Origin of the sequence: Vibrio sp. T3Y01 (assembly GCF_013114525.1) — a bacterium.
GTDB classification, from domain to species: domain Bacteria; phylum Pseudomonadota; class Gammaproteobacteria; order Enterobacterales; family Vibrionaceae; genus Vibrio; species Vibrio chagasii_B.
This window is the reverse complement of record NZ_VTXJ01000021.1, coordinates 65274-80387: the sequence shown is the minus strand read 5'-3', so window position 1 is coordinate 80387 and position 15114 is coordinate 65274. Positions and strand designations below refer to the sequence as shown.

Below are 15114 nucleotides of genomic sequence, written 5' to 3'. Positions count from 1 at the left end.
AAAGATCGACGACAAACCTTTGCCAGATGGGGCATTTATGTTTTAGAGTGAATTGAATTCAAAAATACAAAGAAGGGAAACCTAAAATGAACAAGACTCAATTAATCGACTTTATTGCTGAAAAAGCGGACCTTTCTAAAGCACAAGCTAAAGCTGCTCTAGAAGCGACTCTTGGTGGTGTAACAGATGCTCTTAAAGATGGCGATCAAGTTCAGCTAATTGGTTTTGGTACTTTTAAAGTAAACCACCGTGCAGCTCGCACTGGTCGTAACCCAAAAACTGGTGATGAGATCCAAATCGCTGCTGCAAACGTTCCAGCATTTGTTGCAGGTAAAGCGCTGAAAGATTCAGTGAAATAATCTAAACTGTACCGAGGTAGTCGTATTCCACCTCGGTACAGGTTTTTATGAAAAAAGCATTTCTTCTCGTTTCACTGTTATCTACATTTCTCATTGGCTGTTCTTCAACAAGCCCTCGCAAAAACCTAGAGCAATTTGAAACCTACACCGGCGGCCAAGTCATGGGCGACGCGACAAGTTTCTACTGGGTGACTAACAAGCTCACACAACCTCATACTTCAGCAGACTACGTCACTATGGGTGATTATGGCTGGTATCAAACTGACTATGCATGGTCGGATGGTGTGCTTCGTGAATTTATTCGTGAAGGTGAGCAGCGAAACGCATCAAATGAACTGGCTCCATTTCGGGTTCATGTCCGTTTCAACAAATCAGGCGAAGCTGTGTATCAGCAGTACCGTATTGACGGTAAAATCCTACCAATCCGCGCTAAGCAGCTTGAAACTTACAAGAATGAAGCCTCACAGTCCTTAGATACCACGGCTAAGCAGAATGACGAAGGCTTCAAGTTGATCCAAGGCTATTGGAATGGTCAATCTTTCGAAACTTGCTCGGGTAAAGAGTTTTCAAGTATCGATATTAATCAAGCCTTACCAAACTTTGTGATTAATCGCTTAGCGTCAGTAGAAAGCTATGCTGCGTTTCTTGGTAGTGATTCACTCGGAAAAATCACTGTAGAAGAGCTATTGATGTTAGCGGAAGAAAGCCACGATTGTGTCGTAAGACCATCATTGCTAAAGAGCAGCGAATAAATCATTAAGAGTATTTGGCCTACTGTAGGCCAAACACTCTTTAGTCTGTACATATGTACGTTGGACAATAAAAAAGGCGCCCACTAAGGCGCCTTTTTCTGTTCTTCGCTTGCTGTCATTTGCTCACTGTTATTGGATAGTAAGCGAGTGACAATCTTGATTACTGCTCTTGCTCGCGCGCAATCGCACGGTAACCAATGTCATTGCGGTGGAACATACCATTCCAGCTCACTTGCTTCGTTAACGCGTATGCGCGTTCCTGAGCTTCAGAAACCGTGTTACCCAGTGCTGTTGCACAAAGTACACGACCACCGTTTGTCACCACGTCGCCAGCTTCGTTATTTGCAGTACCTGCGTGGAAAACCTTTTGGCCTTCAACTTCGCTTGTTGGTAGTGAAATTACGTCACCTTTTGCGTAGTCAGCAGGGTAGCCGCCAGCCGCAAGAACAACACCAATTGAAGCACGTGGATCCCACTTAGACTCAGCTTGGTCTAGTTTCTCATCGATAGCCATTAGACATAGCTCAACAAGGTCTGACTCCATACGCATCATGATAGGTTGCGTTTCTGGGTCGCCAAAGCGGCAGTTGTATTCGATAACTTTCGGAGTGCCGTCAGCATCGATCATTAGGCCAGCGTAAAGGAAACCAGTGTAAGGTGCGCCTTCTGCATCCATGCCACGTACCGTTGGGTAGATAACTTCTTCAAGGATACGGTTGTGGATCTCGGGCGTTACTACAGGAGCCGGAGAATAAGCACCCATGCCGCCCGTGTTAGGGCCAGTGTCTTTGTCGCCAACACGTTTGTGGTCTTGGCTGGTGGCCATAGGTAGAACGCTAGAGCCGTCAACCATTACGATGAAGCTTGCTTCTTCGCCTTCAAGGAACTCTTCGATAACCACGCGGCTGCCTGCTTCGCCAAATGCGTTGCCTGCTAGCATATCTTTGATTGCGTCTTCTGCTTCTTCCAGAGTCATCGCAACTATAACGCCTTTACCAGCCGCAAGGCCGTCAGCTTTAACTACGATTGGTGCACCTTGCTCACGAACGTAAGCGATAGCTGGCTCAATCTCAGTGAAGTTCGCGTAAGAACCGGTTGGGATGTCGTGACGAGCTAGGAAGTCTTTAGTGAATGCTTTAGAGCCTTCCAGCTGTGCTGCCGCTTGAGTTGGACCAAAGATAGGCAGATCTACTTCGCGGAACGCGTCAACAACACCAATAACCAATGGCGCTTCAGGGCCAACGATAGTCAGTTCGATTTTTTTCTCTTGAGCGAACGCCACTAAACCAGCGATGTCTTCAACGCCGATGTTTACGTTCTCAAGTTTTGGCTCAAGTGCAGTACCTGCGTTACCTGGAGCAATGAATACGGTTTCAACGTTTGGGTTTTGTGCTGCTTTCCAACCTAAAGCGTGTTCTCTGCCGCCGGCACCAATAATTAGTACATTCATGTTTTAAACCTTCAATCAAAATTGATAGTAGTAGAACTAGAAAATGTCTGAGCAACACTAAATGAGAGTGTTGCTCATCTCGGAGCGCAGCGTTCCCGTTTCTCGTAGCGAAGCGCTCTCGTATCTTTTCTTTCTAGTGGCGGAAGTGACGCATACCAGTAAAGATCATCGCCATGCCGTGCTCGTCTGCTGCTGCGATAACTTCGTCATCACGCATAGAGCCGCCTGGTTGGATAACACACTTGATGCCCGCTTCTGCCGCCGCGTCGATACCGTCACGGAATGGGAAGAATGCATCTGATGCCATCACACAACCTTCAACCTGTAGACCTTCGTCTGCAGCTTTGATGCCTGCGATTTTCGCAGAGTAAACACGGCTCATTTGGCCTGCGCCCACACCGATAGTCATGTCGCCTTTCGAGTAAACGATCGCGTTAGATTTCACGTACTTCGCTACTTTCCAGCAGAATAGGGCATCTTTTAGCTCTTCAGCGGTTGGTTGACGCTTAGAAACCACTTTAAGGTCATCTTCAGACACCATGCCTTGGTCGCGGTCTTGAACCAGTAGGCCGCCGTTAACGCGTTTCACGTCAAAGCCAGTCGTCTTAGTTGTCCACTCACCACACTCAAGTAGGCGAAGGTTTTTCTTAGCCGCTACGATTTCTACTGCTTCAGCAGAAACAGAAGGAGCAATGATCACTTCAACGAATTGACGCTCAGTAATAGCGGTTGCTGTTGCTGCGTCTAGCTCACGGTTGAATGCGATGATGCCGCCAAATGCAGACGTTGGGTCTGTTTTGAATGCACGGTCGTAAGCTTCTAGGATGTCTTCACCTAGTGCTACACCACATGGGTTAGCGTGCTTAACGATCACACATGCTGGCTCATCGAACTCTTTCACACACTCAAGTGCTGCGTCAGTGTCAGCGATGTTGTTGTAAGAAAGTGCTTTACCTTGGATTTGGCGAGCAGTAGAAACAGACGCTTCTTCAGGGTTTGCTTCAACGTAGAATGCTGCCGCTTGGTGGCTGTTCTCACCGTAGCGCATGTCTTGTTTTTTCTCGAACTGTTGGTTGAACGTGCGAGGGAACTTGCTCTTGTTTTCAGGAGAAGGTTCATCACCTTCCTTGTTCTCACCGTAAGATGGAACCATAGTGCCGAAGTAGTTTGCGATCATGCCGTCGTAAGAAGCTGTATGCTCAAAAGCTGCGATAGCTAGGTCGAAGCGCGTTTCTAATGTTAGAGACTTCTCGTTCGCGTCCATTTCAGCGATAACGCGGTCGTAGTCGTGAGCGTTAACAACGATAGTTACGTCTTTGTGGTTTTTCGCTGCAGAGCGAACCATTGTTGGACCACCGATGTCGATGTTCTCAACGGCATCAGCAAGCGTACAGCCTTCTTTAGCAACGGTTTCTGCGAATGGGTATAGGTTTACAACAACCATATCGATAGGGTTGATACCGTGAGTTTCCATCACGTCATCGTCTTGGCCGCGGCGGCCTAGAACACCACCATGAACTTTTGGATGCAGAGTCTTAACACGGCCGTCCATCATTTCTGGGAAACCAGTGTAGTCAGATACTTCTGTAACAGAGATGCCTTTTTCAGCAAGCAGGCGAGCAGTGCCACCGGTAGATAGGATATCTACACCACGGTTAGCAAGAGCTTGTGCAAATTCAACGATACCAGTTTTGTCTGATACGCTGATTAGAGCGCGGCGAATTGGACGAGCGTTATTCATGCTTCCATCTTCCTCAAATTCATGGGGTTAAAATAAAGATATTTGCCAAAAAAGAACTTGTTTCTATCTTCTCAACGTGGATTATTTTAGATTCCAGTAAGAGATAAAATATTGGCCAGTTTTGGTAAAGACCTTTGAGGTTAGTCTTACGATTAAGCTATAAGATAACCAACTCCAAATTTGATGGCGCAGATTCTAACTAATTTATTACAAAAAAGCTCGCGCAATCGTTTGGCATCTCAAAAATAATTATGAAAAGTGCCATTTCAGCCTAAAAAGTAACGATAAGGTTAATTGTGAAATGGATGAAGGAATAGGGAAAAACATGTTTCAGATCGGTGAATTAGCGAAACGATGCGGTGTGACAGCCGATACCTTGCGCTTCTACGAAAAAAATAATTTGATTGCACCAGCGAGCCGTAGTGAATCGGGTTATCGCCTATATGATGAAAATAACCAAAAACAGGTGACCTTTATCCTCAAATCCAAAGAGTTGGGGCTGAGTTTAGATGAGATTAAAGAATTGCTCGAGATTCGCCTAGAAGCAACACAACATAGTTGTGCCGAAGTGAAGTCCATCACCACTGCCAAGTTGGAGATGATCGATGAGAAGATTACTGAATTAACCAAGATTCGCACCGCGCTTAAAAAGATTAACGATGCGTGTTGTGGCCATATAGACGACGATGCTAGCCATTGTTCAATTCTGGCAGCGTTAGACTCAGCTAATGTTGAAAAAGGGCGCTGCTGCAGCTAACAGGCGCTCTGGTAAATGGGTAACCTATCCATTAGTACCAATTTATCTGTTCTCTAATCTACAAGCCAAAAAAAAGCCAAACTCAATAATGAGCTTGGCTTTCAATTCAATTAATTACGAAAGAACGATTAGTTCATGCCGTATTTTTTAAGTTTCTTGCGAAGAGTACCGCGGTTGATACCCATCATAGTTGCTGCGCGAGTTTGGTTACCGCGAGTGTACTGCATGATGGTGTCTAGTAGTGGCTGTTCAACTTCAGCTAATACTAGTTCGTATAACTCGCTGACTTCTTGACCGTTTAATTGAGCAAGGTAGTTTTTCAATGATGCTTTCACTGAATCACGTAGTGGTTTCTGCGTGATTTGGTCTTGTGATGTTACTGTAGTCACTGTCAATGCTTCTGAAGTCAGATTTTGTTCGAACATATTCGGTCTAGCTCTTCTCGTAATTATGGTGCAACGTTATCAAAATAACCTTCTAGCGCCTCAAGCTGCAGATCACCTGCTTCGAGTGCGTTGAAGGTACGGCGAAACTCACTCGCTTGCTCATGCTCTTTTAGGTACCAACCCACATGCTTACGAGCGATGCGAGGGCCTAAAAACTCTCCATAAAATTCATGTAGAGCGTGAACATGGCCAAGCATGATGTCTTTCACTTCCGAAACCGGGAGTGGATCCATCGTGGTGCCGTTTTCCAAATAGTGTAGGATTTCGTTAAAAATCCATGGACGACCTTGGGCAGGACGACCAATCATCAAAGCGTCAGCGCCGGTGTACTCCAGCACAAACTTAGCTTTTTCCGGGCTATCGATATCACCGTTAGCAATAACCGGAATAGATACAGCTTGTTTCGCCGCTTTAATGTGTTTGTATTCTGCCTCACCTTTGTACATACAAGCGCGAGTTCTCCCGTGAAGGGCAAGTGCCTGTATGCCGCAGTCTTCGGCTATTTTAGCGATTTGGACACAGTTTCTGTTATCTGTATCCCAGCCTGTACGAGTCTTTAACGTTACTGGAACGTCGACTGCGTTTACTACAGCTTTCAAGATCTCTTCAATGAGATCTGGGTACTGAAGTAGGGCAGAGCCCGCAAGCTTCTTATTCACTTTTTTGGCTGGACAACCCATATTGATATCGATGATTTGCGCACCGTTATCGACATTGAATTGCGCAGCCTCGGCCATAAGCTGTGGATCTGCACCAGCGATTTGTACTGAACGAATGCCCGATTCGCCTTCATGTACCATACGCTGCTGAGACTTCGACGTTTTCCAAACCTTTGGATTGGAGGACATCATTTCACTGACTGCCATCCCCGCACCGTAGCGAAGACACAACTCACGGAATGGTCTATCCGTTACGCCAGCCATTGGAGCGACGATTAGATTGTTCTTAAGTTGATAATTTCCGATTTTCAAAACGTCATCACAGTTCTGTACCAGCAAGGGCGCGCATTTTACGCATTTTTTCGCTGCGTGAAAAGACTAATATTTGAGCATTTACAATTTGTTTTTGTAATTTGCATAAAATTCAATCAATTAGCGCCCAAAGTCTTGTCTAGCCTTGCTTGCGGCCAGAGATTCGACACCACTCTTGCTGCTCGATAATCGGATCAATGTGAAGCTCATCACGATAATAAGTCGCAACATCTTCCGCTTGTGTATCTAAAACACCCGACATCGCCAGCACACCATTTGGCTTAACTAAGCCTTTAATGATGCCTGAAAGATCGCGCAATGGACCGGCAAGAATGTTGGCAACAACAACGTCTGCTAGCAAACCTTCAGGCTGATCTTGTGGTAAGAACACCTCAAGTTGCTCAGCAACGCCATTGCGCTCTGCGTTATCTTTTGATGCAAGTAGTGCTTGAGGATCAATGTCGATCCCGATAACTTTTTCTGCGCCTAGTTTGATCGCTGCGATCGCTAGGATGCCTGAGCCACAACCGAAGTCGATGACGGTTTTGCCTGTAAGATCTAATCCCTCAAGCCACTCAAGACACAATGCTGTTGTTGGGTGAGTACCGGTACCGAATGCAAGGCCAGGGTCTAGCATTACGTTTACCGCGTCAGGTTCAGGGATATCGCGCCAGCTAGGGCAGATCCATAAACGCTCACCAAACTTCATTGGGTGGAAGTTGTCCATCCATTCACGTTCCCAATCCTTGTCTTCAATTTGCTCAACTTTATGAGCAAAGTCTGCAGGGAACATGTTGCTTGCTTTAATCTGCGCTAGAACGACACCTGTATCAATCTCAGCGTCGTAAAGCGCAAGAATGTCAGTGTCACCCCAAAGGCGAGTTTCACCCGGCAGAGGCTCAAATACAGGGGTATCTTGTGCATCCAGGAAAGTTACAGAAAGAGCACCAGTCTCTTCCATTAACATATCGCCGATTTGTTCGGCATTTTCATTGGTAGCATTAAGCTTGATTTGAATCCAAGGCATGGCTGAATCTTCTATATGAGAAAAATTGGATGGCGAGTCTAGCAGAAAATATGAGCAAATTCACCAAAACCCCAAGGAATATGATGGGGAATATTGATTGCGTTTTTTGGACGCTTAAAAACAAAAAATGCCCACCAAAGTGAGCATTTTATTTTGTTCATTTAAGAACAAATTACACGAGGCTAATTTCTATTGAAGACCAAGCTTCTTCTCAAGGTAGTGGATGTTTGCACCACCGTGTTGGAAGTTCTCGTCGTTCATGATTGCTTCTTGTAGAGAGATGTTTACTTTGATGCCCTCTACAATCATCTCACCTAGTGCGTTCTTCATACGAGAAATCGCAACATCACGGTTCTCACCGTAAGTGATTAGCTTACCGATCATTGAATCGTAGTGTGGTGGAACTGTGTAACCCGTGTAGATGTGAGAGTCCCAACGAACGCCCATACCACCAGGAGCGTGGAAGCGCTCAATCTTACCTGGTGAAGGTAGGAACTTCTCTGGATCTTCCGCGTTGATACGACATTCGATCGCGTGACCTTTGATCTTGATATCGTCTTGCGTGAAAGATAGAGGTTGACCAGCAGCAACACGTAGTTGCTCTTTGATTAGGTCAACGCCAGTTACCATCTCTGTTACTGGGTGCTCTACTTGAATACGAGTGTTCATTTCGATGAAGTAGAATTCGCCATTTTCGTATAGGAATTCAAATGTACCTGCACCGCGGTAGCCGATTTCTAGACATGCGCGAGTACAACGTTCACCGATGTATTTACGCATCTCTTCAGTGATACCTGGAGCTGGCGCTTCTTCCACAACTTTCTGGTGGCGACGCTGCATTGAACAGTCACGCTCACCAAGGTGGATAGCACCGCCTTGACCGTCAGCAATTACTTGTACTTCAACGTGACGTGGGTTTTCTAGGAATTTCTCCATGTAAACCATGTCGTTGTTGAAACATGCTTTCGCTTCAGCACGTGTCATTGCGATTGCTTCTGTTAGTTCACCTTCAGTGCGAACAACACGCATACCACGACCACCGCCGCCGCCAGACGCCTTGATGATAACTGGGTAGCCAATGCGCTTAGCATGTGCTTTGTTTGCTGCTTCGTCGTCATTTAGCGGGCCGTCAGAACCAGGTACACAAGGTACACCTGCTTTCTTCATTGCCGTGATTGCTGAAACTTTGTCACCCATGATGCGGATAGTTTCTGCTTTAGGACCAACGAAAATGAAACCGCTTTGTTCAACTTGTTCAGCGAAGTCTGCGTTTTCAGATAGGAAGCCGTAGCCAGGGTGGATAGCAACAGCGCCTGTAACTTCAGCTGCACTGATGATACGAGGGATGTTTAGGTAGCTATCGATACCACGAGCAGGGCCGATACAAATGGTTTCATCTGCTAGCAGTACGTGCTTAAGGTCACGGTCAGCTGTTGAGTGAACAGCAACCGTTTTAATGCCTAGCTCTTTACATGCTCGCAGAATACGTAGTGCAATCTCACCACGGTTCGCGATTACTAATTTATCTAACATAATGAGGCTTCTCTATTATTCGATAATTACTAGAGCTTGATCGAACTCAACTGGTTGGCCGTCTTCAACAAGGATTGCAGTTACAACACCAGACTTATCAGCTTCAATTTGGTTCATCATCTTCATTGCTTCAACGATACATAGTGTGTCGCCAGCGTTAACTTGTTGACCAACTTTTACGAATGGTTTTGCGTCTGGGCTTGGTGCGCCGTAGAACGTACCAACCATTGGAGAAAGAACTTGGTGACCTGCAGGTGCTGCTGGAGCTTCTGCTGCTTCTGGAGCTGCCGCTTGAGCTGGTGCTGCTGCAGGAGCTGGTGCCGCTGCTGGAGCCGGAGCTGCTGCGTATTGAATTGGTGCTGCTACAGGTGCAGTGCCGTTGCGGCTGATGCGTACTGACTCTTCACCTTCAGAGATTTCTAGTTCTGCGATACCAGACTCTTCAACCAATTCGATTAGCTTTTTGATTTTGCGAATATCCATCGTTTCTTTCTCTTTTGTTAATTAACCATGCTCTATGACTAGAGCTGGTGTCTATTAGTTCGGTTATGTTCGTTATTTTGACTGCAACTTGTGAATCGCAGCAGTCAAAGCAAATTGGTAGCCTTGTGCGCCTAAGCCACAGATTACCCCTTCGGCTTTATCTGAGAGGTAAGAGTGGTGCCTAAAAGGTTCACGTGCGTGAACATTCGATAGGTGCACTTCAATAAATGGGATCGCTACGCCAAGTAGTGCATCACGCAACGCCACACTGGTATGTGTAAAGGCCGCTGGGTTGATGATAATGAAATCAATATCTTGATATGCACTATGGATAGCTTCGATCAGTTCATACTCACGATTTGACTGTAAGTGAGATAGCGCAACATCTTGTGTTTTCGCTTGCTCTGTTAGTGAGCTAATAATCTGGTCAAGTGTTTGAGAGCCGTAGTGTGCCGGTTCTCTTAGGCCTAACAGGTTAAGGTTTGGGCCATTTAAAACTAGAATGCGAAACTTTGTAGACATCGTGGGGCTATCTTCCTTTATCGTGATTACGACCGTGAATGTTGCCATTTTATTGAAAATTTGGGGTTAATTTCCAGTGAGAAAAACCCAAATTTAAAAATTAGAACCAGATTATAGCTAATTCAGCGCAAATCGCAGCAATTTACTGGTCTAATCTCCTATTGATAGCAAGTGAAATTGTTACCAACTTAACAAAAAAGCGTTATTACCTTAATTGTGGTGTGGATATTTGAGAGTAAGATCAGCCATAAAAAAACCGCCACATAGGTGACGGTTTGGAAATGCTCTGTTTTAAACAGTGATTCTGGTGTGATAGCTATTATGCCAATTCAGCTTTCTCTGCAATCAGCTTATCAACCACACTTGGGTCTGCTAGCGTTGAAGTATCACCAAAGTTGCCAGTATCGCCCGTTGCGATCTTACGCAGGATACGACGCATGATCTTACCTGAACGTGTTTTCGGTAATGAATCGGTCCAGTGCAGCACGTCTGGTGTCGCAATAGGGCCTATCTCTTTACGCACCCAGTCTTTCACTTCTTTATGAAGCTCTGCGGTTGGGAACTCGCCATCATTAAGCGTGATGTAAGCGTAAATCGCTTGGCCTTTGATGTCGTGAGGAATACCGACAATCGCAGCTTCTGCAATCTTATCGAATGCAACGAGCGCTGACTCAATCTCTGCAGTACCCATACGGTGACCAGATACGTTCAGCACGTCATCAACACGACCAGTAATCCAGTAGTAGCCGTCTTCATCACGACGAGCGCCATCACTGGTGAAGTACATACCTTTGAAAGTAGAGAAATATGTCTGCTCAAAACGGTCATGGTCGCCATGAACAGTACGCATTTGACCTGGCCACGAGTCTAGAATGACCAGGTTGCCGTCGGTTGCGCCTTCAATGATGTTACCCATGTTATCTACTAGCGCAGGTTGTACACCGAAGAATGGACGAGTCGCTGACCCCGGTTTTAGGTCGGTAGCGCCTGGTAGTGGAGCAATTAGGATACCGCCCGTTTCGGTTTGCCACCATGTATCAACAATAGGAGACTGCTCGTTACCAATCGTTTTGTAGTACCACTCCCACGCTTCTGGGTTAATAGGCTCACCTACCGAGCCCATGATTCTCAAACTGTCACGAGAGGTGCCTTCAACCGCTTCATTGCCTTTCGCCATCAATGCACGAATAGCCGTTGGTGCAGTGTAAAGTATGTTGACTTGATGCTTATCCACCACTTCACTCATTCGACTTGTGTTCGGGTAGTTTGGTACACCTTCAAACAGGATTGTCTTAGCGCCGTTAGCCAGTGGTCCGTATATAAGGTATGTGTGGCCAGTAATCCAACCCACATCTGCAGTACACCAGAAGGTTTCGCCTTCTTGGTAATCAAATACGTATTTAAAGGTCATCGCTGCGTAAACAAGGTAACCACCGGTAGTGTGCATTACACCTTTCGGTTTGCCTGTTGAGCCTGATGTATAAAGGATGAATAGTGGGTCTTCCGCATTCATCTCTTCTGGTGGGCAGTCTGCTGACACGTTTGCTGTCGCCTCATGCCACCAAATATCACGGTGCTCATGCCATGCAACCTCACCGCCAGTACGCTTAAGCACCATCACTTTTTCGATGGTTTTCACTTCTGGGTTGGTCAGTGCTTCGTCGACGTTTTTCTTAAGAGGGACAGCTCGGCCGCCACGCACGCCTTCATCCGCTGTGATCACGACTTTAGCATTCGAATCGATAATACGACCTGACAGTGCTTCTGGTGAGAAACCACCAAATACCACGGTATGAACCGCACCAATACGAGTACACGCCAGCATAGCAACTGCAGCTTCAGGAACCATAGGCATGTATAAACAAACCACATCGCCTTTACGTACGCCTTGCTCTTTTAGAGCGTTAGAGAACAGACATACTTCTTTGTGCAGTTCATTAAAAGTTAGGGTTTTATCATCAGCAGGGTCATCGCCTTCCCAGATGATTGCGACTTCATCACCGCGCTCAGCAAGGTGGCGGTCAATACAGTTCGCCGACACATTCAATGTGCCATCTTCAAACCAGCGAATATCGATGTGGCCTGGGTCGAAAGAGGTATTTTTTACTTGTGTGAAAGGTTTAATCCAATCCACGATTTTTCCGTGTTCACCCCAAAAGCCTTCTGGGTCAGAAACAGATTGTTGGTACATGGCTAGGTAAGTGTCATTATCCGCGTGTGTGGTTGATTTAATATTTTCTTTTACCGGATAAACGTGGGCTTCACTCATTGCATCTCTCCTTGTGCCTACATTCCTAATGAACTGGCAACTTCCTTTGTGTTCAGTTTCTAGGTCTATTACAGAACCGTCTTTGTGTTATCACTCTCGGCTAGGAAGGCGATTTCCACAATTAGACTTTAGGATGAGACGCCGCTTTTCACTTACAAAATAGCGAGTTAAGTTCATTTTTGAGATGTTGCTCTCTATGTCGAACTGCAAGGGTTGAATTAGGTGTACGAAGAGTTGAAGCGGGGAAGATCACCATGTTTTAGGCGGACAAAGATCAGCGCAGCAGAGGTAGCATCTTGTAATGCATCATGTTTATTGACTGGAATTGGTAAGTCGAGCTGGCGACAAATCGCATCCATGCTGAGGTCGAAATAGGCATTGGGCAGCTGTCTTTCGAGTTTGTCTTGATAGAGTTGGCTCACTTCGATTAATCGGTTAGGCAGCGGAAATCCGAGTTGTTTTAAACAGGCGCGGTCGAGAATTTTTTTGTCATAGCGGATGTGATAGCCGACTAAAGGACGATTACCAATGAAGCTTAGTAGTTCAATTAGGGCTTGTTTCTCTTCGATTCCGTGTTTGAGGTCTTGATGGCGGATGCGGTGGATTTTTATTGAATTGCAGTCGAGCGATTGAGGGGCTCGCAATCTAACTTCGAAGGGCTTACTGGTGATGATTCGGTTACCGATGATCTTGGTCGCGGCAATGGTCACCAGTTCAGCCTGATTAGGGTCGAGGCTGGTGGTTTCACAATCGAGTGAGACATATTCTTGATGAACAGGCGCAGTAAACAGAGGCTGATAGGGAGAGCCTTTGAGCTTGTGATGCCAGTAATAGCGAACCAGTCTATTCATCGTGCAATCGCCTAGTCCCTTATCTGATAGTGGTAGCCGAGCCATTGCTTGAATTTCTTAACCACGTGCAGGCTATGACGAAGCAGATCTCGATCTGCTCGCTCCATTAGTTTGACGTCGATTTTATTGCTGCTGTGCTGTTGCGACAGGCGTTGTGATAAACGCCACTTAAAAAACTGCTTGAGCGCTTCACTGAGGTTATCCGCGGTGCTTTGCTCTAGTACCTTCTTATTTACGAGATGCTCGATGCGTTCAAAGGTGTTATTGACCGTCACGCCGTGCTCAAGGCTCAGTGCTCTAACACCATGCACTATAGGGAAAATACCACCTTGTTTGATGTCGAGTCCGGACTTGGACTGTTTCACATTACCAAACAGGGTCAGGGGAACTGAGAAGTTTAGGGCAGGGCGGCAGAACTCGGTCAGAATCAATTCCTGTCCGAGCATCAAATCACTCAAGTGCTGCTTAACGGGGAGTAACAGGTCTCTATTGCCTGCAACAGCATGTGCGTCCGCCATGATGGCAATATCCATCACCGTATCTGGCGTCGCTTTTCTTACCCAACTGGTGAGAGTTTGTTTCCATTCTTGTTCTGAGTGAACCCACTTCGGGTTGTTGACCATGACGTTGCCAGGACACAGTGGATAACCTAACTGTTGCAACGTATGAGTGAGATCATTCATGGCGTTTTGGCATTGGTGCCACTCTAATCCGTCTTGAATGATCAACGCATTGTCTTGATCGGTTTTGAGTATCTGTTCTCCGCGACCTTCTGAGCCTAACACGATGAGGCAGCAATGGTTGTGTAGTGCAGGGGGAATAACCAGTTCAAATGCCTTTTCAATAATCTGTTCATTGACGGCAGAAATTAGCTCCATGATGAAACGTGTACGAATACCATTATTGAGCAGGCTTTCGACCAATTGACGTTGCTTGTTGGAGGCCAGGGCCAATTCTTCAATGCTGGTGGCTCGAGCGATACGCAAAGTAAGAACATGCGAGTGAGTGGAGAACGCACTGAGTATTTGCGTCATATCCACCATGCCGACCGCATTTAACCCATCACAAACCATCAGCCTTTTTACACGATTCCTTGTCATGGTGATCATGGCGTTAAATAAGAAGTCACCATGATTAACATGCAAAACAGGGTAGGTTGCTATCTCGCCGACAGGTGTATCGAGCGGGCGATCATCAAGCATCACCGCGTGTAATAAATTGGTCCGTGTGACGATTCCGTACGGAAAGGAACATGATGATCCAAAAGCTTTTGGATTATCATGTTCCAAATGAACCAAGGCCGAGTCTAAGCCTTGTTCTTTAAGGGTTTGAGTGACTTGATTGATAGGTTGGTCAGGTTCAAGTATCAGTGGTGGGTGGTAAATTGAGTCGTCGACTTTGGTCAGTATGAACTCAGCAAGATTCTGCTGTTGCTGAGCGGCTTCAATCAATGCTTTTCGGGTCGAGAGGTTACTATCAAAGTAAGCGGCGAACTGGCCGTTGGCGTGGTATAGCTCAAGAAAAACGTCGTTTGGTAATAGGTAACTTAAGGTATCTTCTAATGCGATATATTGATGTTTGGTATGAGGCTCAAACTGGCTGCGCACATCGAAAATATCGTCATTGGCATAGTGCGCATAGATCTCTCCGTCACTGCTAGCGCGCTCTTCGACAGCCCCTTTAATCAGAATATGCAGGTGGCGGCTCGGGCGGTCGGCCTCCAATATCACTTCGTGAGCTCGGTAGTAAACCACATCTAAAGCTGAGCGTAGCGTTAACTGTTCCGCTTCAGACAAGCTATCGAAGGGCGGGTGCTGCATATTAAATTTGTCAGGCATAAGCAATCGCAAGGGAGTGAGAGTCTCTTTTTAGTGTGACAAATTACCAGCGAAGCTCCAGACGACTTTAGTCTAAATGAGAGAGTTACGACTTTTGCACGTTGGATTTTTGAGT

14 protein-coding genes and 1 pseudogene are annotated in these 15114 nt (G+C 46.1%); 3 read left to right on the top strand and 12 right to left on the bottom strand.

Annotated features, from left to right (window positions below; translation table 11 throughout):
* Window positions 1-86 precede the first annotated feature (86 nt).
* Together hupA and F0232_RS19475 are read left to right on the top strand one after the other, a co-directional pair.
* Complete coding sequence (gene hupA, locus F0232_RS19480) at window positions 87-359, top strand: nucleoid-associated protein HU-alpha (protein ID WP_004729753.1); 273 nt, start codon at window positions 87-89, stop codon at window positions 357-359.
* Between the two features lie 47 nt (window positions 360-406).
* Window positions 407-1111: a DUF1481 domain-containing protein gene (locus F0232_RS19475; protein WP_105057674.1), complete on the top strand. Its 705-nt coding sequence runs from the start codon at window positions 407-409 to the stop codon at window positions 1109-1111.
* Window positions 1112-1271: 160 nt separating this feature from the next.
* Here F0232_RS19475 and purD read toward each other — a convergent pair whose 3' ends face one another.
* The 3 genes and pseudogenes from purD to F0232_RS25260 form a co-directional block, all read right to left on the bottom strand.
* On the bottom strand, window positions 1272-2561 hold the full coding sequence (gene purD, locus F0232_RS19470) for a phosphoribosylamine--glycine ligase (RefSeq protein ID WP_105057673.1): 1290 nt from the start codon (window positions 2559-2561) through the stop codon (window positions 1272-1274).
* A 133-nt stretch (window positions 2562-2694) separates the two neighbouring features.
* A complete protein-coding gene (purH, locus tag F0232_RS19465) occupies window positions 2695-4302 on the bottom strand; it encodes a bifunctional phosphoribosylaminoimidazolecarboxamide formyltransferase/IMP cyclohydrolase (RefSeq protein ID WP_105057672.1) in 1608 nt (535 codons plus the stop codon).
* A 179-nt stretch (window positions 4303-4481) separates the two neighbouring features.
* Window positions 4482-4605 (bottom strand): annotated as a pseudogene (locus F0232_RS25260) (phosphoribosylamine--glycine ligase); the annotation flags it as partial.
* Between the two features lie 22 nt (window positions 4606-4627).
* On the opposite strand from F0232_RS25260, the gene zntR reads away from it, so the two are divergent.
* Complete coding sequence (zntR, locus tag F0232_RS19460) at window positions 4628-5059, top strand: Zn(2+)-responsive transcriptional regulator (RefSeq protein WP_008219537.1); 432 nt, start codon at window positions 4628-4630, stop codon at window positions 5057-5059.
* Between the two features lie 128 nt (window positions 5060-5187).
* Here zntR and fis read toward each other — a convergent pair whose 3' ends face one another.
* The 9 genes from fis to F0232_RS19415 form a co-directional block, all read right to left on the bottom strand.
* The gene (fis, locus tag F0232_RS19455; RefSeq protein WP_004729744.1) at window positions 5188-5484 is read right to left on the bottom strand and encodes a DNA-binding transcriptional regulator Fis; all 297 of its coding nucleotides are present in this window, start codon (window positions 5482-5484) and stop codon (window positions 5188-5190) included.
* Between the two features lie 23 nt (window positions 5485-5507).
* Window positions 5508-6476, bottom strand: coding sequence for a tRNA dihydrouridine synthase DusB (gene dusB / locus F0232_RS19450; protein WP_008219544.1), 969 nt, complete (start codon window positions 6474-6476; stop codon window positions 5508-5510).
* A 139-nt stretch (window positions 6477-6615) separates the two neighbouring features.
* Window positions 6616-7503 (bottom strand): 50S ribosomal protein L11 methyltransferase, encoded by an 888-nt coding sequence (prmA, locus tag F0232_RS19445; RefSeq protein WP_008219546.1) that lies wholly within the window; start codon window positions 7501-7503, stop codon window positions 6616-6618.
* A 189-nt stretch (window positions 7504-7692) separates the two neighbouring features.
* Window positions 7693-9036: an acetyl-CoA carboxylase biotin carboxylase subunit gene (gene accC, locus F0232_RS19440; protein WP_008219548.1), complete on the bottom strand. Its 1344-nt coding sequence runs from the start codon at window positions 9034-9036 to the stop codon at window positions 7693-7695.
* A gap of 15 nt (window positions 9037-9051) precedes the next feature.
* Entirely contained in the window at window positions 9052-9519 is a 468-nt protein-coding gene (accB, locus tag F0232_RS19435; RefSeq protein WP_061033584.1) for an acetyl-CoA carboxylase biotin carboxyl carrier protein, read from the bottom strand.
* A gap of 72 nt (window positions 9520-9591) precedes the next feature.
* Window positions 9592-10041 (bottom strand): type II 3-dehydroquinate dehydratase, encoded by a 450-nt coding sequence (aroQ, locus tag F0232_RS19430; protein WP_008219552.1) that lies wholly within the window; start codon window positions 10039-10041, stop codon window positions 9592-9594.
* Between the two features lie 319 nt (window positions 10042-10360).
* On the bottom strand, window positions 10361-12310 hold the full coding sequence (gene acs / locus F0232_RS19425) for an acetate--CoA ligase (RefSeq protein ID WP_105057671.1): 1950 nt from the start codon (window positions 12308-12310) through the stop codon (window positions 10361-10363).
* Window positions 12311-12528: 218 nt separating this feature from the next.
* Window positions 12529-13161, bottom strand: a complete 633-nt coding sequence (locus F0232_RS19420) for a 3'-5' exonuclease (RefSeq protein WP_061033586.1) — start codon at window positions 13159-13161, stop codon at window positions 12529-12531.
* A gap of 11 nt (window positions 13162-13172) precedes the next feature.
* On the bottom strand, window positions 13173-15005 hold the full coding sequence (locus F0232_RS19415) for a DUF294 nucleotidyltransferase-like domain-containing protein (RefSeq protein WP_171750958.1): 1833 nt from the start codon (window positions 15003-15005) through the stop codon (window positions 13173-13175).
* Window positions 15006-15114: the final 109 nt, after the last annotated feature.

What these genes read in the sequence shown, in the direction of transcription:
- hupA (WP_004729753.1), top strand. Translation starts at nt 87, where the DNA reads ATGAACAAGACTCAATTAATCGACTTTATTGCTGAAAAAGCGGACCTT.
- F0232_RS19475 (WP_105057674.1), top strand. Translation starts at nt 407, where the DNA reads ATGAAAAAAGCATTTCTTCTCGTTTCACTGTTATCTACATTTCTCATT.
- purD (WP_105057673.1), bottom strand. Translation starts at nt 2,561, where the DNA reads ATGAATGTACTAATTATTGGTGCCGGCGGCAGAGAACACGCTTTAGGT.
- purH (WP_105057672.1), bottom strand. Translation starts at nt 4,302, where the DNA reads ATGAATAACGCTCGTCCAATTCGCCGCGCTCTAATCAGCGTATCAGAC.
- zntR (WP_008219537.1), top strand. Translation starts at nt 4,628, where the DNA reads ATGTTTCAGATCGGTGAATTAGCGAAACGATGCGGTGTGACAGCCGAT.
- fis (WP_004729744.1), bottom strand. Translation starts at nt 5,484, where the DNA reads ATGTTCGAACAAAATCTGACTTCAGAAGCATTGACAGTGACTACAGTA.
- prmA (WP_008219546.1), bottom strand. Translation starts at nt 7,503, where the DNA reads ATGCCTTGGATTCAAATCAAGCTTAATGCTACCAATGAAAATGCCGAA.
- accC (WP_008219548.1), bottom strand. Translation starts at nt 9,036, where the DNA reads ATGTTAGATAAATTAGTAATCGCGAACCGTGGTGAGATTGCACTACGT.
- accB (WP_061033584.1), bottom strand. Translation starts at nt 9,519, where the DNA reads ATGGATATTCGCAAAATCAAAAAGCTAATCGAATTGGTTGAAGAGTCT.
- aroQ (WP_008219552.1), bottom strand. Translation starts at nt 10,041, where the DNA reads ATGTCTACAAAGTTTCGCATTCTAGTTTTAAATGGCCCAAACCTTAAC.
- acs (WP_105057671.1), bottom strand. Translation starts at nt 12,310, where the DNA reads ATGAGTGAAGCCCACGTTTATCCGGTAAAAGAAAATATTAAATCAACC.
- F0232_RS19420 (WP_061033586.1), bottom strand. Translation starts at nt 13,161, where the DNA reads ATGAATAGACTGGTTCGCTATTACTGGCATCACAAGCTCAAAGGCTCT.